Origin of the sequence: Streptomyces sp. NPDC058683, assembly GCF_042716195.1 — a bacterium.
In the GTDB taxonomy this organism is placed as follows: Bacteria; Actinomycetota; Actinomycetes; order Streptomycetales; family Streptomycetaceae; genus Streptomyces.
This window is the reverse complement of record NZ_JBHXSK010000016.1, coordinates 14,359-33,646: the sequence shown is the minus strand read 5'-3', so window position 1 is coordinate 33,646 and position 19,288 is coordinate 14,359. Positions and strand designations below refer to the sequence as shown.

Annotated in this window: 15 protein-coding genes; all 15 read left to right on the top strand. The window is 73.8% G+C overall.

Annotated features, from left to right (window positions below):
• Window positions 1-3: 3 nt before the first annotated feature.
• Genes ACFWXC_RS19065 through ACFWXC_RS18995 form a run of 15 tightly spaced genes read left to right on the top strand, consistent with a single transcriptional unit; the run spans window position 4 to window position 19,171 of the window.
• Entirely contained in the window at window positions 4-2,112 is a 2,109-nt protein-coding gene (locus ACFWXC_RS19065; protein ID WP_384480090.1) for a hypothetical protein, read from the top strand.
• A gap of 2 nt (window positions 2,113-2,114) precedes the next feature.
• Window positions 2,115-2,648: a phage tail protein gene (locus ACFWXC_RS19060; protein ID WP_384480088.1), complete on the top strand. Its 534-nt coding sequence runs from the start codon at window positions 2,115-2,117 to the stop codon at window positions 2,646-2,648.
• Window positions 2,648-3,358, top strand: a complete 711-nt coding sequence (locus ACFWXC_RS19055; protein WP_384480086.1) for a LysM peptidoglycan-binding domain-containing protein — start codon at window positions 2,648-2,650, stop codon at window positions 3,356-3,358. The genes ACFWXC_RS19060 and ACFWXC_RS19055 overlap by 1 nt, the downstream gene beginning before the upstream one ends.
• Window positions 3,359-3,379: 21 nt before the next feature.
• Window positions 3,380-3,556: a hypothetical protein gene (locus ACFWXC_RS19050; RefSeq protein WP_384480084.1), complete on the top strand. Its 177-nt coding sequence runs from the start codon at window positions 3,380-3,382 to the stop codon at window positions 3,554-3,556.
• Between the two features lie 3 nt (window positions 3,557-3,559).
• On the top strand, window positions 3,560-4,642 hold the full coding sequence (locus ACFWXC_RS19045; protein WP_384480083.1) for a phage late control D family protein: 1,083 nt from the start codon (window positions 3,560-3,562) through the stop codon (window positions 4,640-4,642).
• Complete coding sequence (locus ACFWXC_RS19040; RefSeq protein WP_384480081.1) at window positions 4,639-5,304, top strand: phage baseplate assembly protein V; 666 nt, start codon at window positions 4,639-4,641, stop codon at window positions 5,302-5,304. The genes ACFWXC_RS19045 and ACFWXC_RS19040 overlap by 4 nt, the downstream gene beginning before the upstream one ends.
• Window positions 5,301-6,008, top strand: a complete 708-nt coding sequence (locus ACFWXC_RS19035) for a hypothetical protein (RefSeq protein ID WP_384480079.1) — start codon at window positions 5,301-5,303, stop codon at window positions 6,006-6,008. Before ACFWXC_RS19040 ends, ACFWXC_RS19035 begins: the two co-directional genes overlap by 4 nt.
• The gene (locus ACFWXC_RS19030) at window positions 6,005-6,412 is read left to right on the top strand and encodes a GPW/gp25 family protein (RefSeq protein WP_384480077.1); all 408 of its coding nucleotides are present in this window, start codon (window positions 6,005-6,007) and stop codon (window positions 6,410-6,412) included. The genes ACFWXC_RS19035 and ACFWXC_RS19030 overlap by 4 nt, the downstream gene beginning before the upstream one ends.
• Entirely contained in the window at window positions 6,409-8,862 is a 2,454-nt protein-coding gene (locus tag ACFWXC_RS19025) for a putative baseplate assembly protein (RefSeq protein WP_384480075.1), read from the top strand. Before ACFWXC_RS19030 ends, ACFWXC_RS19025 begins: the two co-directional genes overlap by 4 nt.
• 47 nt (window positions 8,863-8,909) lie before the next feature.
• Complete coding sequence (locus ACFWXC_RS19020; protein ID WP_384480073.1) at window positions 8,910-11,360, top strand: phage tail protein; 2,451 nt, start codon at window positions 8,910-8,912, stop codon at window positions 11,358-11,360.
• Window positions 11,361-11,400: 40 nt separating this feature from the next.
• A complete protein-coding gene (locus ACFWXC_RS19015; protein WP_384480071.1) occupies window positions 11,401-13,386 on the top strand; it encodes a hypothetical protein in 1,986 nt (661 codons plus the stop codon).
• Window positions 13,383-14,702: a hypothetical protein gene (locus ACFWXC_RS19010; RefSeq protein WP_384480069.1), complete on the top strand. Its 1,320-nt coding sequence runs from the start codon at window positions 13,383-13,385 to the stop codon at window positions 14,700-14,702. Before ACFWXC_RS19015 ends, ACFWXC_RS19010 begins: the two co-directional genes overlap by 4 nt.
• On the top strand, window positions 14,699-16,519 hold the full coding sequence (locus ACFWXC_RS19005) for a hypothetical protein (RefSeq protein WP_384480067.1): 1,821 nt from the start codon (window positions 14,699-14,701) through the stop codon (window positions 16,517-16,519). Before ACFWXC_RS19010 ends, ACFWXC_RS19005 begins: the two co-directional genes overlap by 4 nt.
• Window position 16,520: 1 nt before the next feature.
• Window positions 16,521-18,464, top strand: coding sequence for an ATP-binding protein (locus ACFWXC_RS19000; RefSeq protein WP_384480065.1), 1,944 nt, complete (start codon window positions 16,521-16,523; stop codon window positions 18,462-18,464).
• Window positions 18,461-19,171, top strand: coding sequence for a glycosyltransferase family 2 protein (locus ACFWXC_RS18995; protein WP_384480063.1), 711 nt, complete (start codon window positions 18,461-18,463; stop codon window positions 19,169-19,171). The genes ACFWXC_RS19000 and ACFWXC_RS18995 overlap by 4 nt, the downstream gene beginning before the upstream one ends.
• Window positions 19,172-19,288: the final 117 nt, after the last annotated feature.

Sequence of the window (19,288 nt, the reverse complement as noted above, 5' to 3'; positions counted from 1 at the left end):
CCCATGGCCGCCTCGACCCTCACGTTCTCGGGACGCCTGCCGGGCGTCGACGTCGCCGCCGCACCCCCCGCGGCCGACCTGCCGCTACGGCTGGACGTCGCGGCCTTCGTGGGATTCGCCCCGCTCGGTCCGCTCGACCTGCCGGTCGCGGTCGAGGACGTCAACCAGTTCGCCGCCGTCTTCGGGGGCGAACTGGTGCTGGCCACCGACGCCGGCGTGCCGGTGTACGCGCGCCTGGCCGGGGCGGTCAGGGCGTTCTTCGACAACGGCGGGCGGCGCTGCCACGTGGTGCGGGTGGCCGGTCCCGGCGCCCGCCCGGCCCGGTGGACGGTGCCGGGGCTGCGGATCTGGCAGCCGGACGGCACCGTGACCGGGGCCGTCGTCGAGGCGGCCTGGCCGGGCGCCTGGTCCGCGGGCATCCAGCTCGCCACCCAGCTCCTGTCCCGGCCGCTGGCCCTCGCGGGCAGCTACCGGCGGTCCACCCCGACGGCCCCGGGGCAGTTCCTGCCCGCGACGGGCGCCCCGGTCCCGGTCCAGCCGGGCGACCTGCTGCGGTTCACCTTCGGACCGGAGCGCCCCGCCCTGTACACCCGGGTGCGAGGCCTCCTGCCGGGCACCGCCGCGGTCGCCATGGACACCGAGATGCCGTACACCGCCATGTCGGACACGGCGGCCGAGGACCGCCCCGACCCGGGCGCCCTGGCCGGACTCCCCGCCGAACTCCCGGTGATCTCGGCCGAGTTGCTGCGGATGGACCTGGTGATCCGGCAACTCGGGTCCGACGGCGCGCGGTTACTCGACCGGCAGACGGATCTCGCCTTCAACGCGGCCGTGTCCCCGGCCGGTTCGGCGACGGTCCGGCCGGTCCCGACGATTCGGCCCGTCTGGACGGACGTCCTGCAACCCGCCGACGACCAGGCGCCCGACAACGGCCGGTCGATGGTGCTGCGCGCGGACCCCGACTCCCTGTCGGCCGCCGCGGCCGGCCTCGTCGTGCCGGTCGGCATGAGCCCGCCCGGCGCCGTCACCGACGCCGCCGACCCCGACGTCACCGGCTCCGACGACCTCGGCACCTTCCCCGTACGGTCCTTCACCGACCCGGCGCTGACCACGGCGACCGTGTACACCCTGACCGAGGATGCGGCCCAACTGACCGGACTGGCGCGGCCCCCCGGCCGGCTCACCGGGATCCACGCCCTGCTGGAGGTCGACGAGGTCGCCCTGGTGGCCGTACCCGACGCCACCCACCTCGGCTGGTCCCCGGCCCCCGCGAACCCGGACACGGCCCCCGGCCCGCCCGTCCTCGACGACCCGGCCGGGTACGACGAGGCCGCGCTGGTCGACGTACAGAGCGCGCTGGTGACGATGTGTGCGGCCCGCGGCGACCTGGTGGCGCTGCTCGGCGTCCCGGCGCACTACGACGCCGACCTGGTACTCGGCTGGCAGCAACGGCTCACCACCCGCGGGCCGTTGTCCGACGCCGGCACCTCCGGCACGTCGCCGCTGAGTTACGCCGCCTACTGGCACCCCTGGCTGCGCGTCCTGGAGAACGACCCCCGCTCCACGGCGCCGCTGCGCACCGTGCCGCCCGACGGCATGGTGGCCGGCACGATCGCCGCCCGCGAACGGGCCCGCGGGGCCTGGATCGCTCCGGCCAACCTGCCGCTGCGCGGCCCCGTCCAGCTCGTCCCGGCACTGACCGACACCGAGACCACCAAGCTGTTCGACGCGCACGCCAATCTGCTGCGCCAACGGCCCGGCACCATCACCGCACTCAGCGCGCACACCCTGTCGGCCGATCCGGCGTTGCTCCAGCTCTCCGTACGGCGGCTGCTGATCCTGCTGCGCAGGACCGCGCTGGCACAGGGCGCCCGCTACACCTTCGAGACCGACAACGACCGGTTCCGGCAGCTGGTGCGGGCACGGTTCGAGCGGGTCCTCGCCGCGCTGGCCGCCCAGGGCGCGCTCGCGGACTACCGGGTGACCACCGCCGAGGGGGCCGACGGCACCGTGATCATCACGCTTCAGGTCGCCCCGACCAGTCCGGTCGAGTTCATCACCATCAGCCTGGTCCGCTCCGGCGAGGGCCTGCTCGACGTACGGGAGGGCTGACGATGACGGCCAACGATCCGCCTTTCACCGCGTTCCGCTTCGACGTGACCCTCGACCTGGACATCGCCACCCCCGGTTTCACCGGCCCGCTGTGCGACGCGGCCTTCGCCGAGTGCGAGGGCCTGGAGATGACGATGCAGCCCAGGACCGTCGAGGTCGGCGGGCTCAACGACGGCCAGGTCCACCTCGTCGGACCCGTCACCCATGGACAGCTCACCCTGCGGCGCGGTATGACCGGCAACCTCCAGCTCTGGCAGTGGTTCACCCGGGGGACCCGGCCCGGCACCGTCCGCACGGCGCACGGCACGATCACCCTGCGGGCGGCCGACGGCACCCCCACGCTGCGGTTCACCCTGACCCGCTGCCTGCCGGTACGGATGCGCGCGCCGGCCCTGCACGCCCGCGACGGGCTGATCGCCGTCGAGGAACTCGGGCTCGTCTACGAGCACCTCGACATCGCCCTGCCCGACGACAGCACGCCCTCCGCCGCGCCCGGCACCCCGGCCACGGCCTCACTGGGCGGGGGGTCCCTCTGATGGGCACGGCGACCATCACCGAATGGGACCTGGTCAAGCACGTCCAGGTCGACCCGGGCGTCCACCTCGTCGTCGACTTCGATCCGAAGAGTCTGCGGCTCACCTACAGCCCGACGGGCGTCACCGGCGCCGACGCGGCCACCAAGTCGGGCGCCCTGAGCAAGTTCGCGTCCCAGCAGACCGGCCAGTCGACCACGCTGAGCGTCGAACTGCTCTTCGACACCAGCGCGGAGAACACCACGGTGCAGGCCAAGACCGAGCAGATCGTCCAGTTCACCAAGCCGGACACCTCCAACGCCAGCGCCCCGGCACGGCGCGGGATGCGGTTCGCCTGGGGCTCGTTCCTGTTCGAGGGCGTGGTGCAGAGCCTCGGCCAGACCATCGACTTCTTCTCCGACACCGGGATCCCGCTGCGGGCCACCGTGGAGATGACGCTCACCGAGGTGCGGCCGCCCGACCAGAGCGCGGCCCCGCCGCCGCCCGCCCCGCCCGTGAGCTTCGGCGCCGGAACCGGGGCGGCCGCCGGCCCCGCCGCCCCGGTCGGGACCACACCGCTGACGCTCAGCCAGTCCGGGGACACCGTGCAGTCGATCGCGGCACGGTCCGGCGCCGGGGTCTCGTGGAAGACCATCGCCGCCGCGAACGGCATCGACAACCCGAGGCTGCTGCCCCCGGGCACCGTCCTCGACCCCAGTGCCCGTATCTCGTGACCCGGAAGGACTGAACCACCCGTGCGTATCGACATCAACGAGCTGGAGATCCTCGAACCGGACACCCCGGCGGGACCGGACGCGGACACCGCCGCGGACGGGAGCCCACCGCGCCGGCCGGCCACGGACCTGGGCGAGCAACTGCGCCGCTGGGCGCGCGAGACCCGCGCCCGCGAACAGCGGCTGCTGGCGGACTGAGCCATGAGCCCCCTGCTCGCGGCCTACGTGTCCACCCCGGTCATCGCCCTGAACGGGGCGGTCGACCGCGGCGCGGCCGGCGACCTGATGGCGCTGACGGTCGAGGAGACCACCGTCGGCCTGTCCTGGTGCGAGGCCACCTTCAGCAACTGGGGAGCCCGCGACGCGGTCCCCGGCTACCGCTACCTCAACGGCGACCCGATCGACCTCGGCACCCCGCTGAGCGTGTCCTTCGCGACCGACGGAACGGACCGACCGGTCTTCGACGGAAAGGTCAGCGCCCTCCAGGCCGACTACCCCGCCGACCGTCCGGCGCGGGTGCTGGTGTTCGCCGAGGACCGGCTCCAGGACCTCCGGCTCACCCGGCGGACCCGCACCTTCGACGACGCCACCACCGCCGACATCGCAGACCGGCTCGCCCGGGACCACGGCCTGACCGCGGACGTGGGCCTCGACGGCCCGGCCCGCAAGGTCACCGCCCAGCTCAACCAGAGCGACCTGGCCTTCCTGCGCGGCCTCGCCCGCAGCGACGACGGCGAGGTCCAGCTCGACGACGACACCCTGCGCGTCCGGCGCCGCCCCGACCGGGACGGCGACACGCTGAGCCTGGACTACGGCGGCGACCTGCTGTCGTTCTCCGTCCGCGCGGACCTGGCGCACCAGGTCACGGAGCTCGCGGTGACCGGCTGGTCGGTCGCGGACAAGGCGGCCGTCGTGGAGACCGCGGACGCCGCCGACCTGGCCGCCGAGCTGGCACCCGGCCAGCGCGGCGGATCGTCGGTCCTGGCGGCCGCGTTCGCCGACCGCCGGGAACGGATCGTCCGGTCCGCCCCGCTCGCCGGCGATGACGCGCGGGCCCAGGCGAAGGCCGCCTACCTGGAGCGGGCCCGCCGGTTCGTGTCCGGGACGGGCCTCACCGCGGGCAACCCCGCCCTGCGCGTCGGCATCCGGGTGCGCCTCACCGGCCTGGGCGTCCTCTTCGGCGGCGAGTACTACGTCTGCCGGGTCCGGCACAGCTACGACCTCGCACAGGGCTACCGCACCGAGTTCGACGTCGAGCGGCCCGGACTGGAGAGTGCCCGATGACCACCCCGCGCGCACCGTACTTCGGGATGTATCCCGCGGTGGTCTGCGACAACCAGGACCCCGAACGGCAGGGCCGGGTGAAGGTGCGGCTGCCCTGGTCGCCCGACTCCGGCGGCGACGAGTACGCCGTATGGGCCCGCCTCGCGACCACGATGGCCGGCGGCGGCAGGGGCACCTGGTTCGTGCCGGAGACCGGCGACGAGGTGCTGGTCGGCTTCGGCGGCGGCGACCCCAACTGGCCCTATGTGATCGGCGCGTTGTGGAACGGGCAGGACGAGCCGCCGGAGTCGATGGACGACGGCAACAACCTCAGGTCGATCGTCTCCCGGACCGGGATCCGCATCACCCTCGACGACACCGACGGCGCCGTCACACTGTCGCTGCGCACCCCGGGCGGCCAGCAGCTGACCCTGGAGGACGGCGGCAGCACCATCCGGCTCGCCGACTCCGGCGGCAACTCGCTGGAGATGGCACCGGCCGGCATCACCCTCACCGCCGCGAGCACCCTCTCCATCAAGGCCCAGGCCCTCCAGATCGACGCGGGTTCGGCCAAGTCGAGCCCGGCGATGTGGACCCACGACGGAGCGCTCCAGTGCGACACGCTCATCGCCAACAACGTGGTCGGCAAGATCTACACCGGCGGCCCCGGGAACCTCCAGTGACCGCCGGACCGGAGCGGCTCCAGTGGACCGCCCCCGCACCGCTGTGGACCGCGGACACCATCGGCACCACGAGCCCGGCGTTCCTGCGCCCGCTGATCGCCGAACTGGACACCGACGCCTTCCTCGACGTGTTCCTGGCGATGGTCGGCGGCACCGGCGGCCGGGCGCCCACGGACCTCGCCGGCCTCCCTCCGGACCCGGCCCCCGACGGCACCTACCCGTTGTACTGGCCGACGGCCCACCAGTACTACCTCGTCGCGGCGAGCCTCGTCTGCCGCCGGCCCGGGATTCCCGACCACGCCGTACAACCAGCGCTCGGCGAACGGCCGTTCTTCGTCATCCGCCCGGCCGCCGCGGCCGGACCCGACGACGCGCTGCTGCCCGGCGAGCGGCAACTGCCGCTGCACGCCACCCCGGTCGCCGCCTTCGCACCGCCCGGATCCACGGCGGCCACGCTCGGCATGGCGGCCGGCGGCCGGTCGACCCGCACGCTTTTCTACGGGTTCGTCCCGGTGTCCGACGGCGACCCCGACGTGCGCGACCCCACCGCCCACGTCATCCGTACCGTCCTCGCCCGCGACCCCTGCCCGCCGGTGCTCGGCGCACCGAGCCACCCCTTCACCTTCGCCGGTCCGCTCCCGCCTCCCATCGGCCTGCGCACCGGCCTCCTCGCAACGGGCTCCCCGAAAGGAGCGACACCATGACAACGCCGGCAGTGCTCTACGGACAGGGCATCTCGTTCCCGCCCCGCGTCGGCCCCGACGGCGGCATCGTCCGGTCGGCGGGCGAGACCAACGTCCGCGAGTCCGTCGTGACGATCCTGCGCACCCGCCCCGGGGAACGGGTCGAACGCCCGGCCTTCGGCTGCGGCCTGGACCGGTACCTGTTCGAACCGAACACGGTGGCCACGCTCCGGCTGATCGTCGAGGACGTCCAGCGCGCCGTGACCCGGTGGGAGCCGCGCATCCGACTGGACGACGTCACCGCCGACGTCAACGCCGCCGACCCCCGCGACGTGGACCTCACCCTCGTCTACACCCTGATCGCCACCGGAATCCGCGAACGACTGCGGATGACCCTCGGCGCGGAAGGCCAGGACCAGCCGTGACCCTGCCGATTCCGGTCCTCGACGACCGTTCCTTCGACCAGCTCGTCCAGGAGGCGCTGGCCCGCGTACCGGTGCACACACCGGAGTGGTCCAACCTCAACGAGTCGGACCCCGGTGTCACCCTCCTCGAACTGTTCGCGTTCCTCACCGAGAACCTGCTCTACCGCGCCAACCGGATCCCCGAGGCCAACCGGCTCAAGTTCCTCGGCATGCTGGGCATCGCCCTCCAGCCGCCGAGCCCCGGCACCGGCCTGGTCACGGTCGGCAACGACAAGGGGCCGCTCGCCCCGCCGCTGCCACTCCCGACCGGCACCGAACTGCGGGCCGGGCAGGTCCCGTTCACCACGAGCACCCCACTGGCCGTCCTGCCCGTGACGTCGGCGCTGTACTACAAGCAGCCGCAGACCGCCCTGGACGCCGCCACCCGCAGCCGGTACCAGCTCATCTACCAGACGTTCCTGGAGACCGACTCCGACGTCCTCACCTTCTACAAGCCGGTGGCGCTCGATCCGCCGGCCACCGGCAAGCCGGATCCGGTCGTCGACCTCGGCGACCCGGTGAACGGCACCGTCGACCGCTCGCTCTGGGTCGCGCTGCTCGCACCGAAGAACGCCGACCTCGACGCGGTACGCCGGGCGATCGCCGGCCAGAGCCTGTCGATCGGCGTCTACCCGGCGACCCGGGTCGCCGGTCAGGTGCTGCCGCCGCAACACACCGGCACCCGGACCGTCGACCCCGGGCTGGTGTTCGAGATCGCCGCACCGGAATCCGACCCGTCCGGCCGGTCCGGCCCCGGCTTCGGGGTCGGCCCGGCCCGCTACACCCGGCTGCCGGTGACCTACGCCGAGCCGGTCCTCGACCGGCCCGGCCTGGTCCAGGTCACGCTGCCGCCCTACGAAAACCTGCTGCTGTGGGACTTCGACCCCGAGGAGGAGGGCACCGGCGACTTCCCGCCCCGGGTCGACGACGCGGCGGTCGCCGCCCGCCTGGTGACCTGGATCCGACTGCGGTACGAGCCCACGGCGGCCGGCACGGACACCGGCACCGGCACCGGCACCGGCACGGGTACAGGCACGGGTACAGGCACGGACTGCGGTTGCGGTTGCGGGAGTTCGGCCACCGGCTCCTCCACCACGACCTCTGCCATCACGACCTCGTCCACCACGACCTCGTCCACCACGACCTTGGCGGCACTGTCGGCCGCGACCGGTGGCCCCACCGGCCGCATCACCTGGGCCGGAGTCAACGCCGCCCGCGTGGTGCAGTCCGTGACCATCCCGGCCGAGCGCGTCGGAACCGGCACCGGCACCCCCTTCCAGACCTTCACCCTGGCCCGCACCCCGGTGCTGGGAGACGACGCGCCGGGCGGCCTCACCGTCGAGGTCCAGGACACCGACGACACCTGGCACGCCTGGTCCGAGATCGACGACATCTACGCCGCGGGACCCGACGACACCGTCTTCACCCTCGAACGCGCCACCGGCAAGCTCCTGTTCGGCAACGGCCTGTCCGGGCGACGCCCCGCGCGCGGGGCCGCGATCCGCGCCTCGTACTCCTCCGGCGGCGGACTCCAGGGACAGGTCGCGATCGGCGGGATCAACCGCAGCGCCGCTCTCCCCGGCGGCTTCAGTGTCACCAACCCGGTGCCGACATGGGGCGCGGGCGACGGGGAGTCCACCGCCGACGGCGAAAGCGCCGTGACCCGCTGGCTGCGCCACCGCGACCGGCTCGTCACCGCCGACGACTTCCGCGACCTCACCCGGCGCACCCCGGGCGTCGACCTCGGCCGGGTCGAGGTGCTGCCCCTGTTCAACCCCGACCGGCCCGGGGAACCGCAGGACTGGGCCGGGATGGTGACCGTCCTGGTCATTCCCCGCTCCGACCCGCTGCGCCCCACGGCCCCGCTGCCGGACCGGCAGTTCCTGGGCGCGGTCTGCGGCTGGCTGGACCCGCGCCGGCTGATCACCACCGAACTGCACGTGCGCGGACCGGAGTACCAGCCGATCCGGGTCTCCGTCGGGATCGTCGCGCTGCCCGGCCAGGTGCCGTCGATCGTCGAACAGGCCGTCACCCGGGCCGTGGAGACGTACCTCTCCCCGCTGACCGGCGGACTGCCGGCCACCGCGGCCGACGGCGACGGCCTGATCGCACCCGCGGCGACCGGCACCGGCTGGCCCCTGGGCGTCGACGTCCGGCCCCAGGACATCGAGGCGATCGCCACCCGCGTCCCGGGGGTGCGCTACGTCGACTCCGTCCTGATCGCCATGACCGACGCCGACGGGAGCGTGGTCTCACCGGTGGACGCGGTGCCGATCAGCGGCCTGCGCCTGCCGGCCGCGACCGTGACCGTCGTCTCCGGGCCCGCGCCCGACCCGGCCGCCCTGATCGGCGGCAGCCGGCCCGCACCGCCGACCCAGGTGCCGGTCCCGGTCGTACCCGACACCTGCTGACCGGCGACCGCCGCACCGGGGATCACCACGCCAAGGAGCTGTGAACGATGGACGTACAGGGTTCCCAGTACCACGTCGTCAACGGGATGGACGACTGGGGCCGTTGCACCGACGCGGCCTCGGGACGCACCCTCTCCGACGCGTGGTCCGACACCGCACCCGCGACCGACGGAACCGCCTGGGAGTACGACCCGGACCTCGGCGTGCTCCGGCTGCGCCGGGACACCCCGCTGTTCCGCCGGGCGGCCCGCACCCCGCCCCTCGCCCCGGACATCCGCCGCGGCTCCGGCCGCGACACCTACGGCAACTGGTACTGGATCGACGCCGACCGGCGCACCATTCGCGGCCGTGCCGTGTCCGCCCGGGCGGCGTCCACCTGGTGGTCCGTCGACGACCTGGCGGACAACTGCGCCTGCCGGAGCGCCGAACCCGGCACGTTCACGCACTCCGGGGCCTGTCCGCCGGTGGACATCCTGCTCCAGGGGCTCGCGGTCACCACCCACCAGTACCTGCTCGTGGGCTACCGCGGCCGGCAGACACCGTGCGAGGCCGGGCTGCTCGTGTTCGACCTGCGTGGCGGCGGCGCACCCCTGCGGCTGCCGTGGCCCGACGGCGACGCGTTCGACCCGTGGGACCTCGCCGACACCGCCGACGGCGGCGTTCTCGTCCTCGACGCCACGCACTCCGCGTACTGGCGGCTCGACGAGCACTTCCGGCTCCGCGGCCGAGAGGAACAACAGACCACCTCCACCGCGGAGTTCGGGCCCGTCGGCGGCACCCCGGCACCGCCGGCGACCGGTCCCGCCGTGCCCGAGCCCTGGCCGCTGGCCGACGCGGAGGGCAACCCCCTGCACGCCGTCGCCATCGAACCCGGACCCGACGGCAGCGTGCTGGTCCTGGACGCCGACCCCGGCCGCGGCCACTCCACGCTCTACCGCTTCGACGGGGGACGACTGCGCTGGACGACACCACTCCAGGACGTCGTCGAGGTCGTCGACCCCCGCGACCCCACGAACACCCCGACCCTGTACTCGCTGCTCGGCCACGACTTCTGCTACCTGGCGGGGCCGCCCGCGACGGGCCCGCTGCCACCACCGGTCCTCTACGTGGCCGACGCCGAGGGCGCCCAAGTGATCGCCTTCGACCTGGACCCCGACACCGGCACGGTGCGGGCGCACGACGACTTCCTGCCGATGCGCCGGTGGGCCGGGCGGGCGCTGGTCCGCTCCGGAGCGGGCGCCTGGTACGACTTCGGGGAACGCTGGATCTCCCTGGAGGTGTTCAACGAGTGCCGGTTCGCCACCACGGCGACACTCGTCACCGCCGTCGACACCACCGGGACGGTCCCGGGCGACACCTTCGACAGCAGGCTGCCGGGATGCGTATGGCACCGGCTCCTCCTGGACGCCCAGGTGCCGACCGGCACCGGCGTGACCGTCCGGGCGCGCGCCGACGACGACCCCGCCCTGCTGTCGCTGCGGCCCTGGCTCGACCAGCCGGCCCCGTACCGGCGCTCCGGCGGCCCGGAACTGCCCTGGACCGACGTCTGGGCCGACCGCCGGCAGCCCGACGGCACCCTGCCCGACGCCACCGGCACCTGGGAGCTGCTGTTCCAGGGGGTCACCGGCCGCTACCTCCAACTGGAGATCACCCTCACCGGCACCGGCCGCTCCTCGCCGCTCCTGCGCTCACTGCGCGCCTGGTACCCGCGGTTCTCCTACCCCGAGCACTACCTGCCCGAGGTCTACACGGGCACCCAGAGCCCCGACCGCTTCCTGGAGCGGTTCCTCGCCAACCCCGAGGGCCTCTACACCGCGATCGAGGAACGCATCGAGCACACGCACCTGCTGCTCGACGCGCGCACCGCGCCGACCGCCGATCTGCCCTGGCTGGCGGCCTGGTTCGGGCTCGCCCTCGACCCGCTGTGGGACACCGAACGGCGACGCTTCCTGATCCGGCACGTCGACACGTTCTACCGCCGCCGGGGCACGGTCCCCGGTCTCGTCGCGACGCTGCGGGTGTTCCTCGATCCGGTCGTGGACGAACGGATCTTCGACCCCGTGGGGGAGTGCGGCGGGGCGGCGGCCACGACGGGGATCCGGGTCGTGGAGCGGTTCCTGACCCGGGACGCCGCCGCCCCGGCGCCCGGCACCGCCGACGACGACCCGCGGACCCGGGTCCGCCGCTTCGCCCACCGGTTCGACGTGCTGGTGCCCGGTGACCTGTCGGCGGACGCCGCCGCCATGGTGACCCGCATCGTGGCCGCGGCGAAACCGGGCCACACCGCGTTCGAGGTCAGCCGCTTCCAGGACCTGTTCGTGATCGGCCGGGCCCGGCTCGGCATCGACACCCAGGTCGTGGCCGGCCCGTCGTTCACGCCGATCGTGACCGGCAGCGGCGTGCTCGCCGCCGGCTACCTCGGCTACGCCCACCCCTTCGACATCACCGACCGCGTCGTGAGCGACCGCGACCGGATCGGCGCCCTGCACGCCCTGTAGACGCCGCACGATGCCTTCTTGAGATCAGGAGAAGTCCGCGATGACCACCACGGAGCCCACCACCGGGCCCTGCGTCTCCCTGTCCACGGGAACGCTGAGCCCCGACCTGCGGGTCAACTATTCGTACGGGATGGTGCTCGGCCTCGACGAGTTCGTCCAGGAACAGCTGTACCAACAGGAGAAGACCTACCGGCACCGGCGCCTGCTGCACGGGTACGGCACCAGTTACGGCCTGCAGGTGTCCGTAGACCCGGCCCCCGACAGCAGCGGGGACTACGTCGTCGCCGTCAGCCGCGGATCGGGCATCGACCAGCGGGGGCGGGAGTTCATCGTCCCCGAGTCCCAGTGCCTCCGGCTCCAGGACTGGCTGACGGCCCAGGAACAGGCACATCCGGGCATCGTCGCGGAGCACACCGAGGGCTCCGGGGCCTCGACGATCTATGTCGTCGCGAGCTATGCCGAGTGCCTGGACGGCCTGGTGCCGCTGCCCGGCCGGCCGTGCGGCACCGGCGACCAGACCCAGGTGGCGTCCCGCGTCCGCGACTCCTGGACCATCGAACTGCGCTGGGACCCCCCGGAGATGCCGCGCTGGGACAGCGACCGACGGCTGGGACGGCTCCTCGCCTCGGTCGCGGTCGTCGAGCAGCCACAGGGGAATTTCCCGGACGAGGACGCGCTGTTCGCCGCGGTCCGTGCGCTGGCCGACATCGCGCCGAACGGCCCCGGTGACATAGACGAGTTCGGCACGCCGCTGGTGGCCTACGAGATCGCCAGGTGGCAGGCGGCGCGCATCTGGGACGAGATCTTCGCCATCTGGGTCAGCGAGGTCAGGCCCCGGCTCGAACCGGACCTGATCACCCCGTCGCGGTCCTCGGACCCCGCGATCCTCCTCGGGGCCCTCCAGATGTACGGGCTCAGCACAGACGTCAGCACCATCTACGACATGCATGTCGAAGACGCCGGACGGCCCAGCGTCCTGAACACCCAGCTGATCCAGGAACTGCCCCCGCCGGAGCGGATCGACAGAGAACCGGTCGAGCTGGCGACGCTGGTCCCCTCCCCGCCCACGGCCGGTGCCTTCACCATCGACGCCTGGTTCCATCTGGTGGACTACGCGGTCACCCTGACCGGTCCGATCCAGGTCACCACGGAGGCCGGAGCCACCTATGCGTTCACGGCGACCGGCAAGCCGTTCGCCCAGGGGGAATCCGCGACCTACGCGAACGTATGGACGCTGACCCCTCCGTCCGGGTTCAAGCCCACTGCCGGTCAGCAACTGAGCGCGCGGTTCGAGTCCGACGCGGTGGTCATCGGGGGCGGCTGGACGCTGAACCAATGGCGCGACCAGCGGGGCGTCCGCTTCCTCAACACTTCCGCGAGCGGGGGAGCCGTCCTGGCCTACACGACGGCGAACGGGACGACGAGCACCCTGCTGCCCGAGGACGCGCAGAACGCGCAGACCGCTCAGGACCCGCCGACCGCCGCGGCCGAGGTCGCCCCGCCGGCCGCCGCCAACCCCACCCCCACTCCCTTCGTGACGATCACCGACACCGGCGCGACGGCGGAACAGCTGGACTTCGAGCTGTGGTTCCACCCCGAACCCCGGGGCACCCGGCACGACATGATCGTCCAGACCCCGCAGGTGCGGGCGTACGACGAGACCACCGGCGATCCGCTGACGGTCACCGGCCCGACCCAGGACCCGAGGCACGGCAACGTCTGGCACGTCACGACGAACGCGCCTGCCGGCAACAGCCCGTTCCCGGCCTACGTGCGCTTCGTCTTCCCCACCGAGGACTTCACCCTCACCGGTGCCGCCTCCGGAAGTACCGCGCTGGCGAGCTGGATTGACAGCGGCGCGGTCGAGTTCACCGGCTGGGACCGGGGTGAGGCGAGCATCGTGGTCTTCCACCGGGTCCCGGCGCCCGACGCGGAGGAGCCGGATCCCGCCCCGGCCGGCCGCACGACCACCCGGGCCAGGACCGCCGCGCCGAAGGCGACCAGCGGGCGGGGACAGAAGCGATGAGCAGCCAGACGATCGGGTCGGACTTCACCGGCGGCGCGCTGCTGCCGAACTACGTCAACGGGCGGCTGCTCGCCGCCGAGGACCTGGCGACCGGTCAGGCGAGCCTGCTCGCCCGGGACACCCGCATCGGCCGGGCGGCCGGTGCCGGGGTCGTCCAGGGACTCTGGGTGACCTCGGGCGCCACCACCCTCACGGTGGCCGCGGGCACCGGCATCACCCCGTCCGGGCAGCCGGTCGTGGCCGCGCGGACGATCACGCTGCCGCTGGCCCTCTCGACCACCACCACCGTCAACACCGCGGTCTTCATGCGTTGCTCGGGCGGCGGCACGGGCTCCGGCGTCGCCGCGGGCGCGTACCTGCTCACGGCCCGCCCGGTCCAGCAGCGGCAGGGGCAGGTGCCGCTGGCCGCGTCGCCGGACAGCACCCTGTCACCGGGGTGCGCGGCACGCTGGACCGCGGAGGGGGTGGAGATCCGGGCGATCGCCCTGCCCGCCCTCACCACGGTCTTCGGAGTCGGCACCACGACGGACAACCTGCGCAATCTGACCGCCCATTGGTGCTTCGGAGCCGAACAGCTGGTGAACCTCCCCGTCTACCCCTTCACCTTCGATCCGGCGTACTCGGGATTCGACCGTCTGGCCCCGGCGGACCTCACCGACCTGGACCTGCCCCTGGCGGTCTTCCGCTGGGACGGCCAGCGCGTGGTCGACCTCGACAACTGGTCGGCCCGGCGCCGGATCACCACCCCCGATCCCGCCCCCTCGGGCTGGTCGGCAACGGTGGCCGACCGGCGCGACGCCGACGGCCAGGCGCGGTTCCTGCAGTTCCAGGAGCAGATCGACCTGATCGCCGCCGGCGGGAACGCCCGCTACATCGAGGCCACGCGGCACTTCGGGCTGCTGCCCCCGGTGGGGTTCCTGCCCGCCGCCTTCCAGAACGGGACCATCGCCGCGAGCAAGGACGCAGCCTCGGCCGCGTCGACGGGCAGGAAACCGTCCGCCGCTTTCACCGGGTCCTTGTTCGACCCGTGGACCTTCTTCGGCGGTGCGGCGAACTTCGGCGGCGTCATCGACTGGTCGGTGGCCGACTTCGCGCTGCGTCAGTCCTGGCAACTGCCGCCGGAACTCACCTCGTTCAACTCCGACGAGCGGGGAGTCCGGCTCACGTTCTACTGGGTCCGGGAGAACCTCGACGCCCCCGAGACCATCCCGACCTACGTGGTGTTCATGACCGACCTGCCCTGGCGGCAGAGCTACGGCGGGACGGTCACCAAGGCCTCCGAGGCCGCGGACACGCCGAAGGGCACCGCCACGTGAGCGACACCGTACGCATCGCCAGGATGCGCCTGCACCGCCCCCGGCACGACACGCCCGACGCGTACGCGGCCGTCCGTGCGCTCGACCTCGTCCCGTCGGTGCCGGACCGGTCCGTGCTGGTGATCCGGCGGCTGAGCGTGCCCGCCGCACAACCCCGCACGGTACGGGACCGGGTCGCCGCCCTGCGCGGGAGCGCGGCCCGGCCTGCCCTGGGCCCGACGCCGCCCGACTGCACGGCGGTGGTGTTCAGCGACGAGGTCGAGGCCATGACCTGCCTGACGGCCGATCTGGGCGCCGACCGCGCTGCGGACCGCTGGTACTGGCCGGCGGAGATCCGCAGGGGGGTGCGCTCGGCGGGCCCCGGCACGACACTGGCCCGGATCTGGCTGGACCGGCCGGCCTGGGTACCCGCGACGCTGGCCCAACTGGTGCGGTCCTCGCCGGGTTTCCCGGGGGGCGCCGTACGCGCGATAAGCCTGTTGTCGGACGCCCAGGCGCGGGCCGTGATCAGCGCGGTCCTGACGGCATTTCACGCGACGGAGGCGCGAACGGGGCTTGCGCGGGGGCGAATCGGGGCCTCGGCGGAGTCGGTCGAGGCCGGGGTGGAGGCGGTGTCGACCAGGGCCGGGGACGGAGCCGGAGCAAGGGCAGGGAGTGCCTCGGCCGGGGCCATGACCGCACCGGATCGGCTGCCCGCCCCCGCACCGGATCGGTCGCTCGCCCTGGCGTCGTACCGGTCGGAGGCCGGCGCCGCGCTCCGGCCCGCCGGACGGGCGCTGCTGGCCCTCGGACTGACCCTCGCGGCCACGCCGTGGGTCGCCCGCGACGGCCGCCTCGCCAGGGAGGTCGACGACCTGCTGCGGCCTGCGGACCCGGCGGCCCCGGACCCCGCCGGACCGTACGCGTACGCCACGCAAGACCAGGCCGACGCCTGTGCGACGAGCCCCGGCGTCCGTCAACGGGCGGACGCACCGGCCGACTTCGGGCCCACCGCGTCCGACCGGCCGCCGAGCGCCCGGTCGGCGGCCCATGCCGTACGTCGTCCGGACCCGGCCGGAACGCGCCCCACGACCGGCACGACCGGCACCACCAGCACCACCGGAACGACCGGCACCGCGCGGCGACCGGTGGAGGTGCCCGCCGACGACCGGTCGGACTCGTACCCGGCCGAGACGCCCCGCCCACCCGATGCGATCGGAACGCCGACCCCCGACCCGCAACGCGCGGAAGCCCGCACCAGGGGCGAGAGCCCGGCCGTCGGTGAGGCCGCCCGAGGGGGCACCGTCGTCGAGAGCCGCTTCGCCACCCTCTTCTACGCGGTCAACCTCATGACCTGGCTGGACCTCCCGCGCGCCGGCGCCCACGAGCCGGGCCCCGGGCCCGTGTCCGGCTGGGCGACCCTCGAAGCGCTCGGTGCCTGGCTGCTGCCCGACGCGTTCGCCACCGGACCCCGAACCGGAGACCGGGAAGACCGGGACCCGATCTGGCGGCTCCTCGCCGAACTCGACGGCCGGGACCCGCCCGCCCCCACATCGCTGCGGCTCGACGGGATCACCGACCGGCTGCGGGACCTCCTGGACCGGCACCGGCTCACCCCGGAGGTGTTCGCGCGGCCCGGAACCCTCGTCATCGGCCGGACCCATGTCGACGTGGTCCTCGGCCTGCACCAGATCGACCTCGCCGCCCGGTCCAGCGGCCTGGACCAGGATCCGGGCTGGGTCCCGGCCCTCGGCCGGATCATCGCCTTCCACTACGAAGGTTTCGACCACGACGGCCATGACGGTTTCGATTACGACGGCTTCGACGGCGGGAACTGAGATGCCGACCATCACTGCGACGACCGGCCTTTCCGGCCGTGATCTGCTCGACCGGATCCTGCGCAGGCTGGCCGAGGCGCCGCACACGGCGTCCGACCCCCTGGCGAACCCGCCGTGGCTCGACGAGTACCGCGCCGCAGCGCACTCCGATGCCCTCACGACACCACACGTACAGCCGCCGTCGCCGCACCGGCTCGACGCCCCCGACCGGCTGCTCCTCATGGCGGCCGGGCTGATCGAGGAAGACGTCCGGTTCGGCGCGCTCTTCGCCCATCTCCAGGCTCCCCTCCCGTCGCGCCGGCCCTGCGTCGGCCTGCTCGGCTGGCTGCTCGCCGACGCCTCCCACACCGCGCACGGCCTCACCGGCCGGGTGCAGAGCCTCGTACGCCGCGGGTTGCTGGAGGTCGACAATCCGGCCGACCCGCGCTCGGAGTGGGTGGTGCGCGTGCCGGTGCCGGTGTGGGATCTGCTGCGGACCGGCCGGATCGGCCCCGACGCGCTGCCGGCCGGGCTGACCCACCGGCCGCGGGCGGAGTTTCCGCCGCCGGAAGCGGTCGTGCTCTCCGCCGACGCGGCCGCGGTCGTCCCGAGGCTGCCCGCGCTGCTGCGGGACGGGTCCGTCGCGGCCCTGGTCGTCCGCGGGATGGCAGGCTCCGGCCGGACCACCCTGCTCGGCTCGCTGGCCGCCGCGCTCGACAAGGATCTGCTGGTGTACGAGGGGCAGCCCGGCGACGACGCCTGGCGGCTGTTCGGCGCCCTCGCCTCGATCGGCGACGTGTTCCCCGTCGTTCGGTGCGCACTCGGGCCGGGCGAGACCCTGACGCTGCCCCACCCGCCCGGCGTCGACCAGCCGCTCGGCGTCGTGATCGGCCGCACCGGCGGGGTGACCGGCGAGGCCGTGGATCCGGCGCTGACCGTGACCCTCGGCGCGTGCGGCCCGGCGGACCGCCGCAGGCTCTGGACCGCGCTCGGTGTGACGGGTGGCGCGGCCGACCTCGACACCATCGTGGAGCGGTTCCTGCTGACCCCGGGCAGCATCCACCGGGCGGCTCCGCTGGCCGTCGCGGGAGCGCGTACGGCGGGCCGTACGGCGGTCACGCCGGCCGACGTCGCCGCCGCGACCCGGACGCTCGACCGGCAGAGCCTGGAGGTGCTGGCCCGCCCCCTGGATCCGTTGCCGGTCGGCGACCCGCCGGTGCTCACCCCCGCCGCCGCGGCGGAACTGCGCACCCTGGCCATGCGGTGCCGCCACCGGGAACGCCTGACGACGGCCGCCGGGGGCGGGCACGGCGGTCTCAACCGCGGCGTACGCGCCCTGTTCGGCGGGCCGAGCGGCACCGGCAAGACCCTGGCGGCGCGGCACCTCGCCGCGACGCTCGGTCTCGACATGTTCCGGGTGGACCTCAGTGCGGTCGTCAACAAGTACATCGGGGAGACCGAACGCAACCTCGACCAGCTCCTGGGCCGTGCGGAGGAGTTGGACGTCATGCTGCTGCTCGACGAAGGGGACGCGCTGATGACCCGGCGCACCGACGTCGCGAACGCCAACGACCGGTACGCGAACCTGGAGACAAACTTCCTGCTGCAACGGCTGGAGACCTTCGAGGGCATCGTCGTGGTCACCACGAACGCGGGCAACCGCATCGATCCGGCCTTCCTGCGCCGGATGGACGTGACCGTCGACTTCGTGCCGCCCGACGCCGGTCTGCGCCGCCGGCTGTGGTCCGCCCACCTGCCCGACGACCACCGGGTCGGCCCCGGGGTGCTGGCAGACACCGCCCGCCGGTGCGACCTGACCGGCGGCCAGATCCGCAACGCCGCCCTGCACGCGGTCCTCCGCGGCCTGGAGAGCGGTACGCCCGTCGGCGACGAGGACCTCATTGCGGCGGTACGGCGGGAGTACCGCCGCACCGGGGCCTCCTGCCCGCTCCCGGACCGCACATGAGCACGCTCCCGAGTGCGAACACGCTCCCGCTCGTCAGCTGCATCATGCCGACGCACAACCGGCGACGGTTCGTACCCCGTGCGATCGCCTACTTCCTGCGCCAGGACCACCCCCGCAAAGAACTGGTGATCGTCGACGACGGAACAATCCCCGTCGAGGACCTGGTGCCGGAGCTGCCGAACGTCCGCTACCACCGGCTCACCCGGCGCGTCACGGTGGGCGCCGCGCGCAATCTCGCCTGCGAGGCGGCCACGGGCAGCGTCATCGCGCACTGGGACGACGACGACTGGCAGGCCCCCGACCGGCTGAGCCGGCAGGTGCGGCAGCTGACCTCGGGACGGGCCGACCTGTGCGGCATGACGAGCCTGCTCTACTACGACCCCGCCGCCGACGTGGCCTGGCGCTTCACCTGGCCGTCCCGGCTGCCCCGCTGGCTCGCGGGCCAGAGCCTCTGCTTCCGCCGCGACCTCTGGGTCCGCTCACCCTTCCCGGACCAGGCCATGGCGGAGGACGCGGTGTTCGTCCGCCGCCTGATCAACCGGACCCCCACCCGGACCACACCCGGCGACGCCCTCGTGGCCCTGGTACACCCGGCCAACACGGTCGCGAAGTCGAGCCGCAACGTCCATGCCTCGCCCGCGACGATGGACGAGGTCCGGGCGCTGCTCGGCCCGGACCTCGACTTCTACCGCGCCCCGCGGACCTGAGTGGCCGGGCGCGGCCACCCCGCGCCCCCCCCGGGCCGCCCCGCCCAACCCCCGGTCCCCCGCGCAGGGCGGGGGTAGATTGGGGCTCCACCACGCGACAGCCGGCGCTGAGGGCCG

Excerpts from the sequence above, each read along its gene's own strand:
- ACFWXC_RS19030 (WP_384480077.1), top strand. The coding sequence starts at position 6,005 with ATGACAACGCCGGCAGTGCTCTACGGACAGGGCATCTCGTTCCCGCCC.
- ACFWXC_RS19015 (WP_384480071.1), top strand. The coding sequence starts at position 11,401 with ATGACCACCACGGAGCCCACCACCGGGCCCTGCGTCTCCCTGTCCACG.
- ACFWXC_RS18995 (WP_384480063.1), top strand. The coding sequence starts at position 18,461 with ATGAGCACGCTCCCGAGTGCGAACACGCTCCCGCTCGTCAGCTGCATC.
- ACFWXC_RS19065 (WP_384480090.1), top strand. The coding sequence starts at position 4 with ATGGCCGCCTCGACCCTCACGTTCTCGGGACGCCTGCCGGGCGTCGAC.
- ACFWXC_RS19040 (WP_384480081.1), top strand. The coding sequence starts at position 4,639 with ATGACCACCCCGCGCGCACCGTACTTCGGGATGTATCCCGCGGTGGTC.
- ACFWXC_RS19020 (WP_384480073.1), top strand. The coding sequence starts at position 8,910 with ATGGACGTACAGGGTTCCCAGTACCACGTCGTCAACGGGATGGACGAC.
- ACFWXC_RS19060 (WP_384480088.1), top strand. The coding sequence starts at position 2,115 with ATGACGGCCAACGATCCGCCTTTCACCGCGTTCCGCTTCGACGTGACC.
- ACFWXC_RS19045 (WP_384480083.1), top strand. The coding sequence starts at position 3,560 with ATGAGCCCCCTGCTCGCGGCCTACGTGTCCACCCCGGTCATCGCCCTG.
- ACFWXC_RS19010 (WP_384480069.1), top strand. The coding sequence starts at position 13,383 with ATGAGCAGCCAGACGATCGGGTCGGACTTCACCGGCGGCGCGCTGCTG.
- ACFWXC_RS19000 (WP_384480065.1), top strand. The coding sequence starts at position 16,521 with ATGCCGACCATCACTGCGACGACCGGCCTTTCCGGCCGTGATCTGCTC.
- ACFWXC_RS19055 (WP_384480086.1), top strand. The coding sequence starts at position 2,648 with ATGGGCACGGCGACCATCACCGAATGGGACCTGGTCAAGCACGTCCAG.